Annotated in this window: 15 protein-coding genes; 9 read left to right on the top strand and 6 right to left on the bottom strand. The window is 43.3% G+C overall.

Annotated elements, in window-relative coordinates:
- Positions 1 to 21 precede the first annotated feature (21 nt).
- Entirely contained in the window at positions 22 to 1,122 is a 1,101-nt protein-coding gene (locus tag EQO05_RS01750; RefSeq protein ID WP_128503209.1) for an inositol-3-phosphate synthase, read from the top strand.
- A 177-nt stretch (positions 1,123 to 1,299) separates the two neighbouring features.
- Here EQO05_RS01750 and radB read toward each other — a convergent pair whose 3' ends face one another.
- Entirely contained in the window at positions 1,300 to 1,995 is a 696-nt protein-coding gene (radB, locus tag EQO05_RS01745; RefSeq protein WP_128503208.1) for a DNA repair and recombination protein RadB, read from the bottom strand.
- A gap of 770 nt (positions 1,996 to 2,765) precedes the next feature.
- Here radB and EQO05_RS01740 point away from each other — a divergent pair.
- The 5 genes from EQO05_RS01740 to EQO05_RS01715 all read left to right on the top strand — a co-directional run bounded on the left by EQO05_RS01740 (position 2,766) and on the right by EQO05_RS01715 (position 11,313).
- Complete coding sequence (locus tag EQO05_RS01740) at positions 2,766 to 3,017, top strand: glutaredoxin family protein (protein ID WP_128503206.1); 252 nt, start codon at positions 2,766 to 2,768, stop codon at positions 3,015 to 3,017.
- An 87-nt stretch (positions 3,018 to 3,104) separates the two neighbouring features.
- Positions 3,105 to 5,489: an anaerobic ribonucleoside-triphosphate reductase gene (gene nrdD, locus EQO05_RS01735; protein WP_128503683.1), complete on the top strand. Its 2,385-nt coding sequence runs from the start codon at positions 3,105 to 3,107 to the stop codon at positions 5,487 to 5,489.
- A 40-nt stretch (positions 5,490 to 5,529) separates the two neighbouring features.
- The gene (locus tag EQO05_RS01730) at positions 5,530 to 6,312 is read left to right on the top strand and encodes an anaerobic ribonucleoside-triphosphate reductase activating protein (RefSeq protein WP_128503204.1); all 783 of its coding nucleotides are present in this window, start codon (positions 5,530 to 5,532) and stop codon (positions 6,310 to 6,312) included.
- A 354-nt stretch (positions 6,313 to 6,666) separates the two neighbouring features.
- Entirely contained in the window at positions 6,667 to 7,668 is a 1,002-nt protein-coding gene (thiL, locus tag EQO05_RS01720) for a thiamine-phosphate kinase (RefSeq protein WP_128503200.1), read from the top strand.
- Between the two features lie 192 nt (positions 7,669 to 7,860).
- Positions 7,861 to 11,313, top strand: coding sequence for an S-layer protein domain-containing protein (locus EQO05_RS01715; protein ID WP_128503198.1), 3,453 nt, complete (start codon positions 7,861 to 7,863; stop codon positions 11,311 to 11,313).
- 370 nt (positions 11,314 to 11,683) lie between these two features.
- Here the strand turns inward: EQO05_RS01715 and EQO05_RS01710 are convergent, their stop codons facing one another.
- Entirely contained in the window at positions 11,684 to 12,205 is a 522-nt protein-coding gene (locus EQO05_RS01710; protein ID WP_128503196.1) for a helix-turn-helix domain-containing protein, read from the bottom strand.
- Positions 12,206 to 12,589: 384 nt separating this feature from the next.
- Here EQO05_RS01710 and EQO05_RS01705 point away from each other — a divergent pair, with 384 nt between their 5' ends.
- The 3 genes from EQO05_RS01705 (at position 12,590) to EQO05_RS01695 (ending at position 15,283) form a co-directional block, all read left to right on the top strand.
- The gene (locus tag EQO05_RS01705; protein ID WP_128503194.1) at positions 12,590 to 13,603 is read left to right on the top strand and encodes an ABC transporter substrate-binding protein; all 1,014 of its coding nucleotides are present in this window, start codon (positions 12,590 to 12,592) and stop codon (positions 13,601 to 13,603) included.
- Positions 13,604 to 13,728: 125 nt separating this feature from the next.
- Positions 13,729 to 14,517, top strand: a complete 789-nt coding sequence (locus EQO05_RS01700; RefSeq protein WP_128503192.1) for an ABC transporter permease — start codon at positions 13,729 to 13,731, stop codon at positions 14,515 to 14,517.
- Between the two features lies 1 nt (position 14,518).
- Positions 14,519 to 15,283 carry an ABC transporter ATP-binding protein gene (locus tag EQO05_RS01695; RefSeq protein ID WP_128503190.1) on the top strand — a complete coding sequence of 255 codons (765 nt, stop codon included), beginning with the start codon at positions 14,519 to 14,521 and terminating at the stop codon, positions 15,281 to 15,283.
- Between the two features lie 108 nt (positions 15,284 to 15,391).
- Here EQO05_RS01695 and EQO05_RS01690 read toward each other — a convergent pair whose 3' ends face one another.
- The 4 genes from EQO05_RS01690 to EQO05_RS01675 form a co-directional block, all read right to left on the bottom strand.
- On the bottom strand, positions 15,392 to 15,820 hold the full coding sequence (locus EQO05_RS01690; RefSeq protein WP_128503188.1) for a polymer-forming cytoskeletal protein: 429 nt from the start codon (positions 15,818 to 15,820) through the stop codon (positions 15,392 to 15,394).
- 403 nt (positions 15,821 to 16,223) lie between these two features.
- Entirely contained in the window at positions 16,224 to 16,430 is a 207-nt protein-coding gene (locus EQO05_RS01685; protein WP_128503186.1) for a TRAM domain-containing protein, read from the bottom strand.
- Between the two features lie 52 nt (positions 16,431 to 16,482).
- On the bottom strand, positions 16,483 to 16,689 hold the full coding sequence (locus EQO05_RS01680) for a TRAM domain-containing protein (protein WP_011033303.1): 207 nt from the start codon (positions 16,687 to 16,689) through the stop codon (positions 16,483 to 16,485).
- Positions 16,690 to 16,744: 55 nt separating this feature from the next.
- A complete protein-coding gene (locus EQO05_RS01675) occupies positions 16,745 to 16,951 on the bottom strand; it encodes a TRAM domain-containing protein (protein WP_011306043.1) in 207 nt (68 codons plus the stop codon).
- Positions 16,952 to 17,001 lie beyond the last annotated feature (50 nt).

The raw sequence follows: 17,001 nt of genomic DNA, 5'->3' as shown, positions 1-17,001 counted from the left end.
TTCAGCGGAGAGTAAGCGCTTATGACAAAAATAAAAATAGCAATTGCAGGAATCGGGAACTGTGCAAGCTCTTTGGTACAGGGAATTGAGTACTATAAAATCGAAGGTAAAGAGCCCATAGGACTGATGCACAGGGAAATTGGAGGGTACAAGCCCGGCGATATCAAAGTTGTTGCTGCCTTTGATATCGATGCCAGGAAAGTGGGAAAAGACGTTTCCGAGGCTATCTTTGCCCCCCCGAACTGCACAGCGGTTTTTTGTCCTGATTTGCCATCCACAGGTGTAAAGGTTAAGATGGGCAGAATCCTTGATGGGGTCTCTGACCATATGGAAAATTATGAGGAATGTTATACTTTTGTTATCAGCAAGGAACCGGAAGCCACAAAAGCTGATATTGTAAATGAGCTTAAGAGCTCGGGCGCCGAGATGCTTCTCAATTACCTGCCTGTAGGTTCTGAAGAAGCAGTCCGTTTTTATGCCGAATGTGCCCTTGAAGCAGGTGTGGCTTTCATAAACAATATGCCTGTTTTTATCGCAAGCAATCCTGAGTGGGCAAAAAAGTTTGAGGAAAAGAATATCCCTATCATTGGCGACGATATCAAAGCCCAGCTTGGGGCTACAATCACGCACAGAGTTCTTGCAGACCTGTTCGAGAAACGGGGAGTAAAACTCGAGAGAACTTACCAGCTCAATACCGGGGGAAATACGGATTTCTTGAACATGCTCAACCGGCACAGACTTGCTTCCAAACGGGAATCGAAAACCGAAGCTGTCCAGTCCGTGCTTTCTCAAAAGCTTGCGGACGAGAATATTCATATCGGCCCCAGTGACTATGTAGCCTGGCAAAAGGACAATAAGGTATGTTTCCTGAGAATGGAAGGAAAACTCTTCGGGGATGTGCCCATGAACCTCGAACTCCGGCTGTCGGTAGAAGATTCCCCTAACTCGGGCGGTGTGGTAATCGATGCCATTCGCTGCTGCAGACTGGCTCTTGACCGCGGGATAGGAGGAGTGCTGTATTCTCCGGCTTCCTATTTCATGAAACATCCGGCGATTCAGTACCCTGACGATGAAGCTTACAGGCGGACTGAAGAGTTCATAGCCGGAACCCGGGAACGTTAAGTTCAGGAAGAGATAGCTGTAAAAGCAAACTCCGAAGAGTCCCGGAAGCTCCTGGGAATCTTAAGTTATTTCTATCAAGAATTAAGCTTTTTCTATCTCTATCCGGAATTTAATCTTTTTATCCTGAGTGATTTGCAGAAAATTTTTCCAAAAATTTTTTCTAATTTTTTTGCAGATTTAACAAATTCCTTCAGCTATAATTCTAAACTCCGCACTTGCGCCTTCCGGGCGGGAGCGGTGTTTGTACAGAATAGCACGCCTTGTTCCTTCGCCTGTTTTTTCCAGTTGGATAATTGTTTTTGAGATATGTTCCAGGGAACTGCCGCCAAGAGGGCGCACCCCCCCTGAGACAATGTCGGAATATACCTGGTTGGTTATAACTGCAGCAAAACCGTATTTGCGGGCAAGTGCATGTAAAAATCCTATCTGGCTGGCAAGTTCTCTGCGGCTTTTCATGCCTGTCTCATTGTCCTCAAGCTCAAATCTGTAGTATGAGGTTGCAGAATCCAGAATCACGAGCCCGATATTCTCACCGGCTATTTTCTCCACCTCCCTGACAGCAGCATACTGCTCTTCAAAATTCATAGGTTCGTAGATAATGATACTTCTGGCTATTTCTTTCGCATTTTCCCCTGCAATTTGCTTGAAACGAGTAGGAGAAAGCCCTTCGGTATCTATGAAGATAACTCTCTGTCCCTGCTTTACGCATTCCACTGCAAGCTGGATACAGATATTTGTTTTCCCGGTTCCTGCAGGTCCGAAGATTTGAGTTACGATGCCTTTCTCAAAACCTCCTCCCAGAAATTCATCAAGGGAATTGCAGCCGGAAGATAGTAATTTCTCTATGAAGTGACACCTCTTTTTATGCTTGATAATATAACTGGCCCATGATATAACGTTTTTTTGTAATTTTCAACCTTTTTATGAAGATAAAGATTTTCTAAAATGAATAAAAAAGGTAAAGTGAGCAGGGAAGAAATGCTCAGGTAGGAATTCTCAGCCTCAGGCAGAAGAGAAAAAGATTTTGAAATAGTATGCTGGGAATTAAATCGGTCTCTTAGCTATATTTTAAAGGGTTTCAAGGAATAATGCCTTATACATGTTAGCCATACGTGTATCCGGCAAAACGGTCAGAGATATCCGTTGAAGCCTTCTGTACTTGAAATTGATTTCTTAACGAAGGCAGTTTCTCAAAAACAGGAATCCTTGAATATATTATCAGATCTGGTAACAAAGAGACGATCTTTGCATACAAAACAAAAGTGTTATTGTATCCAGATCTGAGGTGAAAAACCATTATTAAGTGATAGGGCATTTAGAATATTTACCTTAAAATAAAGGTGATCTCCACTCAATAGAGTGGAAAAAACGCTTCATAGGGGCACTTATTAGAATCTGCGCCCTTTTCCGAGATTGCTGACTGATACTTAAGAATCATGCATTTATAGGGATTACAGGGTTAGCTGAGGAATGGTAACCCTTGTGGGGTTTTGTTTTATTGCTAGAATGCGCTCTGTACCTGCGCGCTCATCCCGCAAACAACAAAAATAAACATAAAATGTAAGGCAGAAGCAAAAACACGCAAAAAACGGTAACTAAAAATCGGATTAAGAATTAGAGTAAAAATCAGAGGGACGTAAAGCATGGCAAAAATAATAATATACACAACGGAACGCTGTCCGAAATGCAATAAGTTAAAAAATTTCCTGGAAGCACACTCAATTGCTTTCGAGGTAGCAGATATGTCTACTCCCGAAGCTCTAACGGAACTGCGTTTCAACGGGGTTTTCACAGTGACAGCGCCTGTTTTACAGATCGATGATACTTTCCTTACGCATGAAGAGATCTTCCTTGGGGGAGAAGTAAGCCCTGAGAAAATCCAGGGAATCCTGTGATGAAAGCGATCTGAAAATCAGAATAAATCAGAATAAATGAATAATTCTGCAAATTCAATTCTTAAAACAGTTAATGAAGATGAGAAAATGACAGGCGAGATTCTCTTACCCGATGACCAGTTATCTGACAGCCACTCAGCGCAAATGCCGCTTGAAGAGTTGTCCGTCTCTCCTATCCACAGTGATGTCGAGTTATCTGATAACCAGCCAGTGCAAAAGACCCTTGACGGACTGTCCGTTTCACCCCTCCCCAGGGTAAGGACAACCGAAGGCTTCATTCTTAACTGGGACAGGAACATCATTGTAAACCAGCTCCTGAAAGAAACAAAGCTAAGCGAAATCTTCTATAACAAACCTTCAATTACAAAAGAAGAAGCCGTTGAGATTGCAAAGGACGCGGAAAAGATCATTAAAAAGATGAATATCAAGTTCCTCTCTGGCCCTCTTATCCGGGAAATCGTGAACAACATCCTGCTTGACAGGGGGCATGTCGAATGGAGAAACATCATGACCAGAGTCGGGGCTTCGGTCTACGATGCCTATGAAATCGACTCCGGATACGGCTTTGAAGCGAATGATAATGCAAACCAGCTGAATAATGCCGAGACCTCACATAAAAGAAAAGCTGACAAGATGTCCAAGGAGCAGAATCTCCTTTTGATGCCAAAGGAGCTTGCAGATTTACATCTGAATGGGGATTTTCATATCCATGATCTTGAATACATGGGCACAAGACCCTTCTGCCAGGACTGGGACCTACGTTATTTCTTTTATTACGGCCTTATGCCTGATGGAGTGGGAACCCAGTCCAGCGTGGCAAAACCCGCAAAAAATGCCGAGGTAGCTTTCCTTCATGCGGTAAAAGCTATGGGCTCGGCTCAGACAAATTTCGCAGGCGGGCAGGGTTTTTACAATTTTCTGACTTTTATGTCCCCTTATCTGGAAGGCAAGTCCGAAACCGAAATAAAACAACTTATGCAAATGTTCGTCTATGAAATGATGCAGATGATGTGCGCAAGAGGCGGGCAAACAGTCTTTTCATCCGTGCAGCTCTCGCCGGGGGTTCCGAAGCTCTGGAGAAACATTCCTATTGTTGCTATGGGGAAAGTTTGGGACGGCAAGCAGGCTCCGCTCAGAACTTACGGAGAATTCGAAAAAGAGGTCCGTCTCGGATTTAAAGCTTTGATGGATGTTATGCTTGAAGGAGATGCCTGGGGCAAGCCTTTCAGTTTCCCAAAGCCTGAAATCTCTATAGAACCTGATTTTATGGAAGAAGACGAAGAATTCAACAGGGTTTACCCTGAGCTTCCGACTTACAAAGGGCTGTACAGGATGACTTTCGAGCTGGCTGCCAAATTCGGAACTCCTTATTTTGATAACCAGCTTCCTGAGTACAGGGGCGCAGGAGAGGGGATTTCATGCTATCAATGTTGTGCTTATCAATTTTCTGCAAATCCTACAGATGACATCGAATTCAATGATAAACTTCATTTCAAGGACGGAAAGCATTTCTCAATGGGCTCCTGGATGGTTCTGTCTTTAAACTGCCCGAGGGCAGCATACAGAGCTGAACATAGTGATGAAAAACTCTTTAATGAGCTCAAAACCCTGATGAACAGGGGTGTGGAAGTCTTCAAAATCAAGCGAAAATGGATGAACAGCCTGATCAAGAAAAACCGGATTCCGTTTGCAGCCCAGTGTCCCAAAGATCCGAATACCGGAGAAACAGGGGCAATGGCTGTGGGTTTTGAAAGCCTGGTATATACCATAGGAATTGTCGGGATTAACGAGATGGTTCAGTACCATACTGGCTACCAGATCCATGAGTCTCCGGATGCATATAAGCTTGCAATCAGGGCTATGTTTGAGATGAAAATGTATGCTCAGAAACTTTCGCGAGAAACCGGGATGGAAATTGCTCTTGCAAGAACGCCAGCAGAAACGACTGCCCAGAGATTTGCAGTTTCGGACCTTCTGCATAAGCAATATACCGATAAAGCCGAGCTCACGATCAAAGGGAATGTAAAAGCCGCAAAACGGGACTTGAGCCAGACGCATGACCTGCCGATTTACTACACCAACGGGACTCACCTTCCTCCCGGTGCGGACGTGTCTCTGCCTGAGAGGATAAAGTACGAACATACTTTCTTCCCGATTGTGGACGGTGGAAATATAATGCATATCTGGCTTGGGGAAGGGAAGCCGGACCCTGACGGCCTGCAGGAGCTTGCCATGCATATAGCAAAGAATACCCAGACCGGTTACTTTGCCTTTACCCGGGACATGACTGTTTGCACTGACGAGGGATATGTAGCCGACGGCTTGCTGGACAGGTGCCCGAAGTGCAAGTCCGAAAACGTGCAGCACCTCTCAAGGATTACAGGATACCTTCAGTCTGTAGAAGGCTGGAACAAAGGCAAGCGCCAGGAACTTCTGGACAGAAAACGGTACAGTATACAGGAACTCAGGTAAGAGTTCCTTCTTTTTACATAAATCTAAGAAACGGTAAGCCATGAAAGTAAACTATGCGGGCACTGTCCCGCTTTCGACCCTGGATTGGAGAGGGAAAGCAGCGGTTACTATCTTTTTTCGGGGATGTTCCCTTCGCTGCCCCTACTGTCAGAACCATCCCTACCTGGAGGGGGCGAATCCTGTAGAACTGGACTTTGTGAAAGAACAGATTAAGAAATCCAAGCCCTTTGTGAGTGCCGTCGTATTTTCAGGCGGAGAACCTCTGATGCAGAATGCAATTATCCCTCTTGCAGAATTTGCAAGAGAAAACGGGCTCGCCATTGGAATTCATACTAATGGCTGCCATCCTGAAAGAGCAGGGGAACTGGTTAAGCGGAAACTCGTTGACAGGTTTTTTGTTGATATAAAAGCTTCTCCGGATAATCCTGAACTTTACGGAAAGGTTGCAGGCTGCGGACTATATAAAGCCGTGAAAAAAACGCCTGAACAGGTTATTGTGTCTGTAAGAGAAACGCTCGAAATTGCAGATTCCTGCGTCCCTGGTCTGGAACTCAGGACAACGGTGATCAGGGATTTTATTGGTAGTAAGGAAGAAATTGCCAGCATATCTGCCTGGATTTCGGAACACATTAAGAACAGAGAAGTTAAATATGTATTGCAGCAGGGAATTCCGGAATACAGCTTGCAGGAAAATCTGAGAGAAATACAGGTTCTGGAAAGGGAAGAACTGTACGATCTCGGAAGAGTCGCAAAAAACTTTCTGGCAAATGTGAGTATAAGGACAAAAGAAAATGGAGAAGAAGTTATTTCTGATTCTATATGATATTTTCCAATTAGATGATATTTTCCAATTAGATGATATTTTCCAATTAGATGATATTTTCCAATTAGATGATATTTTCCGATTTTTCTTTTTAAGCTATTATTTTTCAACCCAGATAAAATTTTTAATAATTTTATCTGAGAGATTTATTCCTCCAATGCTCGTGGAGGGGCGTTGGATTTCTGAAATAATGCCCTCTCATGATGTCGAAAATGTCTCTGTTGATTACTAAATTTTTGTGTAACGCATAAAGTTACACAAATTAAATAAAGGAGAGGAACTCAGTGCATCTTGGCTCACAGAGGATGTGCATTTATTGAAAAGAAAGCAAAGCTATCGTTTTCAAAAAAGACCATGAAAGACACAAGAGTATCTTCAATCGGAGAGCGTGCTTTAATCTCCGTTTTATCTAAGATTTTTAAAGCTCCTGATGGCGAGGAAAAAGGAGATGAAGGAATCCTTATAGGCGCAGGCTCAGATGACTGCGCTGTCCTTGACCTGAAAGGTGAAGACTGCCTGGTTGTTACTACCGATATGCTGCACAGGACCACGGATTTTCCGGAGGGAATGACCCCCTGGCAAATGGGCTGGATGTCAGCAGCTGTAAACCTCAGTGATGTTGCAGCCATGGGTGCAGAACCCACAGGGCTTGTTATGGCAATCGGAATGCCTGCAGATACCGAGATTGCTTTTGTTGAAGAACTTGCAAAAGGTATGCAGGCGTGTGCCGAGTTCTGCGGAACTGCGATTATCGGAGGCGACCTTGACACCCACGCAGAACTGACGATTACTGGAACTGCACTGGGCAGGGTAAAGAAAAGCCAGCTCCTTCTTCGGCGCGGGGCAAGACCAGGAGATCTGGTCTGTGTTACGGGATATACGGGGTCGGCAGGAGCAGCTCTGGAAGCCCTCCAGTCGAAAAAACCAGTAAGTGAAACCGTCCTGAAGGCGCTTTTTGAGCCAGTCCCGCGCACGAAAGAAGCCAGACAACTGGCCAGCTCCGGAGCAGTCACGTCCATGATGGATACGAGTGACGGCCTAGCAATGTCCCTTTACGACCTTTCCAGACAGAGCCGCGTGGGCTTCAGGATCCGGGAAGACGCCCTTCCTATCCTCAGGGAAGTCCGGGAATTTGCTTCAAGTCCAGAAGAATTGACAGAACTTGCGCTTTATACGGGCGGAGATTTTGAACTTCTTATTACAATTGACCCGGAAAAGCTGAAAAAAGTACAAAATATATGTAACTTAACTGTTATAGGAGAATGCACGAAGTATGAAGCGGGCATTGTACTCGAATCCCCCGAGTGCGAGCTTACAATTATAGCACAGCGAGGATACCAGCAGCTAAAAGCCTAAACAGTTGACAGATCCTCCTGATTAAAAAATTAACTTACCCCCATAAATCAGAAGCCCGGACTGAAAGAGACTAAAATTAAGAATTCCTGATTGACAAGCCCTCCAAAGATCACAAAAACTGAGTAAATCTCGGGCTAAACTGACTAAATTCACAATAATATAATTTATGCACAAGGTTCAGAAGGATAGACTATGAAAAAAGCTAGTTTACAAATATTTACAGCAATTCTGGTGCTGGGGCTATTTTGCGGAACTGTAACAGCAGCTCCGGGAATAATAGCGCCTGCAGAGAATTCGACTGTCAATAAGATAGTCGGTGATATTGAAAGTTTTAACATTCAAACAAACGAATCAGCAACTATTGACTGGTTAGTTAATGGAGTTGCTGATACCACAGCATCATACGATACCGGGACAAATACTTCTACTCTGCAGCACACTGTTGAGCCAGGTACATATGAAGTCAAAGCAACTGTTCAATCAACTGGGGAGAGCAGGAAATGGGATGTAACCGGTGGATCGAACGTACCAGTGATCACCCTATCTAACCCCTCATCATCAAACGTTAACGGTAATGTAGCAGAATCAAAAACATTCACTGCAACTGTTAGCCAGCCTTCGAATATGACCTGGTCTTTTGATGGCACTTCTCTTTACACAAATACAACCGTAACTGAGTCGTCCTATACAAGCGCCCCTGCAATCCAGGGCACGCATACAATCACGGTAGCTGCACAAAATGAAAACGGTACTGCAGACCCGAAATCCTGGACGTGGACAGTATCAGCAAATGCAGTGCCCGTTAATTTTGCCCCCTCTGAGAGAACGGTTAATGTAGAGAAGGGGAAATCCCAGACTTTCAGCATCAGTTCCACAAATGGACAGAATATTAATGTCGAATGGTTTGTCAATGATACAAAACAGGAGCAGGAAACCGAAACAAATGTGGCTTCCTCTTCATATGAGTTTAATGGGAACAATGCAACCGAATATACACTCAAGGCAGTAGCCAGTGACCCCAACAACGTGTATAGTCCATCGACACAGACCTGGACTGTAAAGGTTGAAGCTCCCTCAAGTGGGAACAGAATATGGGAAGAAGGGATGTCCACCACCTACACCTGGAATGCACAGAGTTATTCAGGCTTCTATTATGACCTTGATTCAGGGGTCTCCTCAGAAGAAATGAAGATTGAGGGTATAGAAAGAAGTATAGATGCAGGAAATATTAAGTATATAACAAGGCCTACTGAGACTGATTTTGAATATAATAAGTGGGGTTCCTACCAGGTAATAGGGTTTATGGCAGAGAAATACTTTGCAGGTTACAGCAGTGAAAACTCCCGGGTTATAGGGGACGATGTTAGCCTGATTTCTGACGGTATTCTTTCCAAGATCCTTATCGACAGTGATGATAAAAAATCCGCATATGCCGGAGACTCTCTTGTCCTTGAAGAGGGCTACTCCCTGAATGTAGTGGAAGTTGACGTTAACGGGAACACCGTCTGGATACAGCTTGAGAAAGACGGAGACGTTGTGGATGACGCCTTCATCGCCTCAGGGCAGGACTACGTTTATGAGACTAAACTTGGTGAAGCCGAAGACGTGCCCATAATTATCGCTCACTTCGGCACGGTTTTCTCAGGTACCGAAACCTCGGCTGCATTTGTTGAGGGAGTCTTCCAGATCTCGGACAATTATGTGGAACTCCAGAACGGAGACTCCTTCGGGGAGATGGAAGTAAAGTCCATCAGCAGCAATGAAATAAGAATGGAAAATGAGGATAATATCGGACTTGATGAAGGCGAAACTATCGACCTCATGGGTAAGATAAAGTTCCAGGTCGCTGATGATGGCGTCCTGCGCTTTGCTCCCGTTCTTGATACCTCGGAATCCGGGACTTACGAACTTCGCGGGACTGTTTACGATGAAGATAAAAACGGAAATTCTACTCCTGCGTGGAACCCTTTCAACTTCGAAGGCTTCTATTACAATATAGATGAGGGAATCGGAACTGAGGAGTTTAAGGTCGAAGAACTGAAAGGCAAGACTATTCCATCTGATAAACTGGTCTATGAATCCAAGCCTCAGAGCGTTCCGTTTGAATATAGTAACTGGGGTAATTTCATGGTTGTAGGGTTCATGGCAGACAAGTATTTTGCAGGGTATCAGGATGGAGCCGTTAACGGAGAAATCGACGATGTGAGCCTTCTCTCGGACAATATCCTTGCCAAAGTCCTTACAGACACCGATGACAGGAAATCTATGTACTCAGGTTCTGCCCTTGTGCTTGAGAATGGCTATTCCCTGAATATTATGGAAGTTGATGTTAATGGGGATACTGTCTGGGTGCAGCTCGAAAAGGATGGAGAAGTGGTAGATGATGCTTTCGTTGCCTCCAATCAGGATTATATTTACGAGGCCGACATTGGAGAAGCTGAGAATATACCCATGATCATAGTCCACTTCGGCACGGTTTTCTCAGGTACTGAAACCTCGGCTGTTTTCACACAGGGAATTTTCCAGATTTCGGATGATTACACTGAGATCAGCAATGGGGAAAGCTTCGGCGAAATGGAAATTAGCAGTATCTCCGAAAGCGGCATTAGAATGAAAAATAATGACGATATCGGGCTTGATGGAGGAGAAACAGTCGAGATCATGGGCAATATCAGCTTCAAAACGGCTGATGACAGTGTTCTCAGGTTCTATCCCGCAGTAGATATCCAGAACGAAGGCGGAGCCAGCAAAGAGCTCAAGATCAATGTACCTGATGAGATCGTTGTGGGTGATACTTTTGATATCGGAGTAACTGCAGGTGAAAGCCCGGTCGAAAGTGCCAGCATAAAAGTTAACACAACTAATGCAGGTAAAACCGATGCTAACGGAACTGTTGAATACACGGCAGAGAATGTCGGACCCCTGAAACTGACCGCACAAAAGGATGGATACACAACTGCAAACAAGAACATCAATATCATTCCTCCGAAAGAGAAGATGTCAGTTAGTGTTTCACCTGAGACGGTTTATGTCGGTGATACTCTGGATATTGAGATTGTCAGGGCAATAGGCGGCGATGCTATTGAGGGAGCAAATGTCTCGATTAATGGAAACCTTATTAACAAAACAGGATCTGACGGAAAAGCTGCTTATACGACAGACAAAAGTGGTACTCTTAAACTGAGCGTGACAAAGGAAGGATTCCTGGATAAGGAAGAAAGTATAAGGGTCAGAGACTTTGAGGCTATCTTCGAATTCTCAAACCTGGTGGTTGAGCCTCTGGAAGTAAGTGCAGGAAAAGATGCAGCAATCTCAATCAATATAGGAAATACAGGCAATGCTGCAGGTAATAAGACTGTGGAGTTGCTTGTTAACGGGAACGTAACCGACTCAAAGGAAATTTCCCTGGATATGGGGAAGAATACCACTGTAACCTTTGAGCACATAGAAGAGACGCCAGGCACTTACAGAGTAGAAGTTGGAGGAGAAAACGCAACCTACACTGTAAAAGAAAAGTCCTCCTTATTGCTTTACGCGCTTGGAGCCATTATCCTGCTAATAATAGGTGGAGCTGCTTATTTCTTTACAAAAGGCGGCGGGGATATGGCAATGATTCAAGAAAAGATAAACGAACTTAAGAAGTAAGCCGGACGCGGAAAGCAGCAGAAGATAATAATAAAGGCAAAAGGAAATTAAACTTCAAAAAATCGAATTTAAGGAAGCAAGAAGTAGAGAAATAAAATCAAGAAGATAGAATGGAATTCCCGCGTTTTAAATTAACGCGGGTCTTTTCAATTTTTTAAAATGGTTAATTTAAATTATTTCAATTTTTTAAAATGGTTAATTTAAATTATTTCAATTTTTAAAAAATTTTTTATTTAACTCTTTTCGATTTTTAAAAATAGTCTATTTAATTCATACCTGAATCAGGTTTGGTTTGAACTCAATTCAAACTCGACAAAAATAAAATTTGAATTCAATTTAAGTAATGCTACCTTATCTTATCTTCTAACGATCACTCCATCTTTTTGAGCGCAAGTTCAATCGCGTCTATGAGGCTGCTCTTGGGGATAATTGTTGTGACCGGGATATTCAGGATCTTTTCTACTGTCGGGCTCACTATGGGAGCGCAGACCAGGGCTTTTGCTCCGTCCCTTTCGGCGTTAACAGCTGCTATTATAGCTTCTTCCATTGAGGTTGCGGAGTATTCCCGGATTGTGACCAGCCTGCCAGCTATTTTTTTCTTCGTTTCCACGATATTGTCAAGCACCGAGCGAGCTGCAATTACAGCGATAAAATCTCCACTGTCCGATTCCTTAATATCACGGATAGTTTTCACGATCTGGCGGAGGGTTTTAATGTTGGGGTCCCGATTCCCTGACAGGATCTTATAAAGGGTACTCGGGGGAATATTTGCTTTCTTGGCGAAATCCACAGCAGTGAGGTTAAGGTCCTCTTTAATTACAGTGGAAAGCGTTTTTTGAAAAACCTCATCGGATTCAAATGCGGATTTGATAACCTTGTCTGCAACATTCATAAAATTCAACCTTTTAAATCCAGTAAGAAACATCTAATTTTAAGAAATAATTTACGTTTCACAGGAGATTTAGTCCTTAATGAGAAATATATCCAGAAGTATTAATACATTTGGGATATAATTAAGGCTTCTTTGAGAAGTTATATATAGGAAGTGTAGAAAAATATTAATACCCAATAAGGGTATTTACTTTTTATTTTTACTGGGATTCTTGTCTGGAGAAATATAAACTCTTCGCAAAGGAGTGTATGGAAAGCTGACAAAGAGAAAGCTGGAAATCAGTTAACTTTTCAGGAAGGCCCTGTTCAAAAAATGTTATTTAGAGCATGAGGTTTACCATTTATATGTATTATTATCAATTGTAAGGATAATCGAGGTGAAGCTTTGAAAAAACTAGGCATACTCACACTTACTCTATTGCTGCTGGCATCCATCTTCGTATCCGGCTGCGCATCCGATGATCTTACTGAATTAAATATTGGCTATCAGCCAAGTACCCATCAGATAGCATATATGACTGCGGCTGAAAAAGGATGGTGGCAGGAAGATCTTGAACCATATGGAATTACGAAGATCAATGAACACCCGTTTCCAACAGGAGCTCCTGAGATGCAGGCTATGATGGCTGGAGACATTGATGTCGCCTATGTTGGCGCAGCCCCTGTAATTACAGCTCTCAGCCAGGGCCTTGATGCAAAGATTGTCGAGCCTGTACAGATAAACGGCTCAAGTCTTGTTCTGCGGCCCGAATACGAATACAAAAGCCCTGAAGACTTAAAGGGTCTTAAAATCGCCACTTATCCGCCAGGGACAATTCAGGATACCTTGCTTAAGAACTGGCTCACGGAGAACGGGCTTGATGTTGAGACAGAGAATACCACTGAGACAGATGTAACAATTCTCGGAATGACCCCGGGAGATGCCGTCACTGCCATTTCAGCCAAACGGGTTGATGCTGTGTTCCTGCCCCACCCCTCTCCAACAGTTGTAGAAAGGGAAGGTAACGGGCGTACCATAGTACAATCTGGAGAGATGGAAGCAAACCACGCCTGCTGTGTACTTGTCGTAAGCGGGGAACTTATCCGGGAGCACCCGGATATTGTGGAACAGATTGTAAGGACCCATATTAAAGCAACCGAGTATAACCAGGCAAATATTGACGAAGCTGCTCAGATTTATTCAAATAAAACTACAGAGGAACTTGAGACTGTAAGGACGTCTATTGAAGAATGGGATGGTGAGTGGATTACAGATCCCGCATTGATTGAAAGTTCGGCAGTCAATTACTCAAACACTCAATATAAGCTTGGTATTATTCCAAAATCCCTGACACAGGAAGAAATCTTTGATACAAGCTTCTATGAGAAAGCAATAAGCGAAGAACAGACTCAGGAGTGATAAAGGCAAAGTTAAAATAAAGATCGGTTGCCTCTACTTCATAGGGAAGCAACCTTAACTTCTCTTTTTTCTGATTAATGAGGTCTGCCGGAAAGGTAAAAAAGTAAGAATTCTTTTAATTAGACATGAAAAATCGTTTCATAAAAACAATAGAAGAAAATAGCATTGAAGCAGTGTCTCTCATAGTCGCAGTTGCGATATGGCAGCTTATAGCAGATAGAATAGTACAGAATAAATTTCTTCTGCCTAGTTTTTATGATGTAGTAAACTCTTTCACTACTATTGTCGAAAGCGGGCTAATTTTCACGGATACATTGACAAGCTTAGTTCATTTCTCAATCGGTATTATTGCTGCGTTTGCAATAGGGATTCCGCTTGGAATAGCTATGGGCTGGTTCAGGAAAGCAAATCGAGCAATCGACCCTGTAATAGAAATCCTGCGCCCGATTCCTCCCCTTGCCTGGATTCCTTTTGCAATCATATGGTTTGGACTCGCTCGCCAGGCTGCGGGTTTTGTTGTATTTGTGGGAATGGTCTTTCCTATTATTATCAACACCTATACAGGTTTTAAAAATGTACCGAAAGTCTATGTTGAAGCAGCAAAAGTTCTTGGCTGTACCCGGAATCTGGATCTTATACGCTACATTGCAATCCCCTCAGCTATGCCTTCAATTGTTGCAGGAATCAGGATTGCCATGGGAGTGGGCTGGATGTGCCTTGTAGCTGCGGAAATGTTCGGAGTAAGCGATAGTGGACTTGGATATCAGATCTGGCACAATTACTACCTGCACAGGATGGATTTCGTACTGGTTTACATGCTCCTGCTCGGGTTCGTGGGCCTTTTAATCGACCGCTTCTTCAGGTATTATGTAGATGCAAAATTACTTAGATGGACTTCAGGAACTGTGGTATAAAATGGGCAGAGTAAGCGTAAAAAATGTTTCCCGTGTCTTTACTAAAAAAGAGGAGAACGGTGGTACGGAAGCCCTACACGATGTGAGCTTTGATGTTGAGGATGGAGAATTTATCTGCCTTCTGGGACCATCTGGTTGTGGGAAAACCACTCTGCTTCGTATCATTGCAGGACTTGAAACCCAGACTTCGGGAGAAATTACTCTCAATAAAGTCCCTATAACCGGCCCTCACCCAAAGAGGGGCATGGTTTTCCAGCAATATTCCCTGTTTCCCTGGAGAACCGTCATTGATAACGTCACTTTTGGGCTTGAGATGCAGGGAATTAATAAAGCTGAAGCCAGAAAGCATGCAGAGAAGTATATAGACCTGGTTGGCCTGGAACAGTTCAAAAACAGTTACCCATATGAGCTGTCTGGGGGCATGCAGCAGCGGGCTGCAATTGCAAGAGCTCTTACCAATGAACCCGAGGTTCTTCTAATGGACGAACCCTTTGGAGCGCTGGATGCCCAGACTCGAAACATTCTCCAGGACGAGCTCCTGAAGATATGGGAACAAAAGCACGTTACTTTTATTTTCGTGACTCACAGCGTGGATGAGGCAGTAGTTCTCTCGGACAGGATAGTGGTAATGACCGCAAGACCGGGAAGAATAAAAGAGATTGTAACAGTGGATCTGCCTCGCCCACGATGCAGGACAAGTCCCGAAGCTAACCGTTTAAGGGATCATGTCCTGAAACTTTTGGAGGAGGAAAGGTTCCACAAATAAACTTTTACGGCTTTGACGGAAGGTAGATAAAATCGCATTATAGAGACGCAAAGGGAATGAAAATAGGGAAAGAAGAGAAGAAAACTAGATCTTGATGAAAAATCCGGATTACTCTTCAGCCCGGATAATCACCTTGGTTAACGGCTCTACCTTCCTGACAATAACTTTTCCAACAAGCTCAAGTGTACCGTCTGCTTTTACGGAATTGAGAGTGCATCCCGGCCTGGCGCGAATATCTCCCTGGCAAGCTGCGATATTTATTTTAGCTCTATCAAGAAGAATAAGTTCAGAAGTCGTTTCGATATTGCCCAGAACTTTTGCCCCGGAACAGACAAGGGCACTTCTGGCTTTTACATCGCCCCGTACAATCGAACCTTTTCCCAGTTCGAGCCTGCCAGTTACCGTGAGGTTCTTCCAGAATTTCGCTTCCTGCCCGACAATTACATTGCCGTCCAGAATAAGGTCCTCCTCAAAAAAAGCTCGTTTTTCGATCACATAAGTATTGGACCTGGGGTGGTACTTGATAAAACGAATCATTAGAAATCACTCCGGGCTACTTTCCCGGCTATAGATGTAAGACGAATATTTATTCTCTAAAGCATTTGCAAAAATCTTGTCAATCGAGTTCTCAAAATATGATTGAATATCTATTATATAATAGCATCGAATGTTCACTATCAGATGCCACGAATAAGCAATTAAAAGAGAAATAATTGTTGAAAAGTAAACAAAAAAGCAATCCGTTTAAAATAAGTTGAAAAAACATAATCAGATTAAATGGACTGAAACAAGAGAATCAAAATAAAGAATTGATTAAAGAAAATTAATTCCCGCAATGAAAGGTCCGAAAGTTAGTTTAATTTATCTGAATAGAAAAGAAACTGAAGAATTATACAGATATGATTCTTCAGTCTTGCATTTTTCATTTGAAATATCCTGTTTATTCAACAAGGCTGGCAAAACCGTATTTGGGAAGAACCCTTTCGATTTTAATCCGGACTTCATCGCCAACTTTGGTACCAGGAACAAAGACAACAAAACCTTCGATACGGGCGATGCCGTCTCCCTGGCGGGCGAGATCCTCGATTGTTACATCGTAGACTTCGCCTTCTTCAACAGGAACAGAGCTGCTTTCGTCTCTGAACATAAAACCATTCCCAATAACTTAATTAAAGTTAATATGGTTTATTTCCCTGCATTTACTCGACAACGCTTGCAAATGCGAACTTGGGAAGTACTCTTTCGACTTTAATCCGGACTTCATCGCCAACTTTGGTGCCCGGGACAAAGATAACAAAACCTTCAATACGAGCGATGCCGTCTCCCTGACGAGCAATGTCCTGAATTGTTACATCGTAAACTTCGCCCTCTTCGACAGGGACTGAGCGACTTTCTTCTCTGAACATGAAAACCATTCCTTTAATTTACTTAATTTAACGTGATTATTTTATTTCCCTGCATTTACTCGACAACGCTTGCAAATGCGAACTTGGGAAGTACTCTTTCGACTTTAATCCGAACCTCGTCACCAACTTTGGTGCCCGGGACAAAGACCACAAAACCCTCAATACGAGCGATGCCGTCTCCCTGACGAGCAATGTCCTGAATTGTTACATCGTAAACTTCGCCCTCTTCGACAGGGACTGAGCGACTTTCTTCTCTGAACATGAAAACCATTCCTTTAATTTACTTAATTTAACGTGATTATTTTATTTCCC

The organism is Methanosarcina sp. MSH10X1 (assembly GCF_004099695.1).
GTDB lineage: Archaea > Halobacteriota > Methanosarcinia > Methanosarcinales > Methanosarcinaceae > Methanosarcina.
This window is presented reverse-complemented; position numbering and strand designations above follow the sequence as displayed.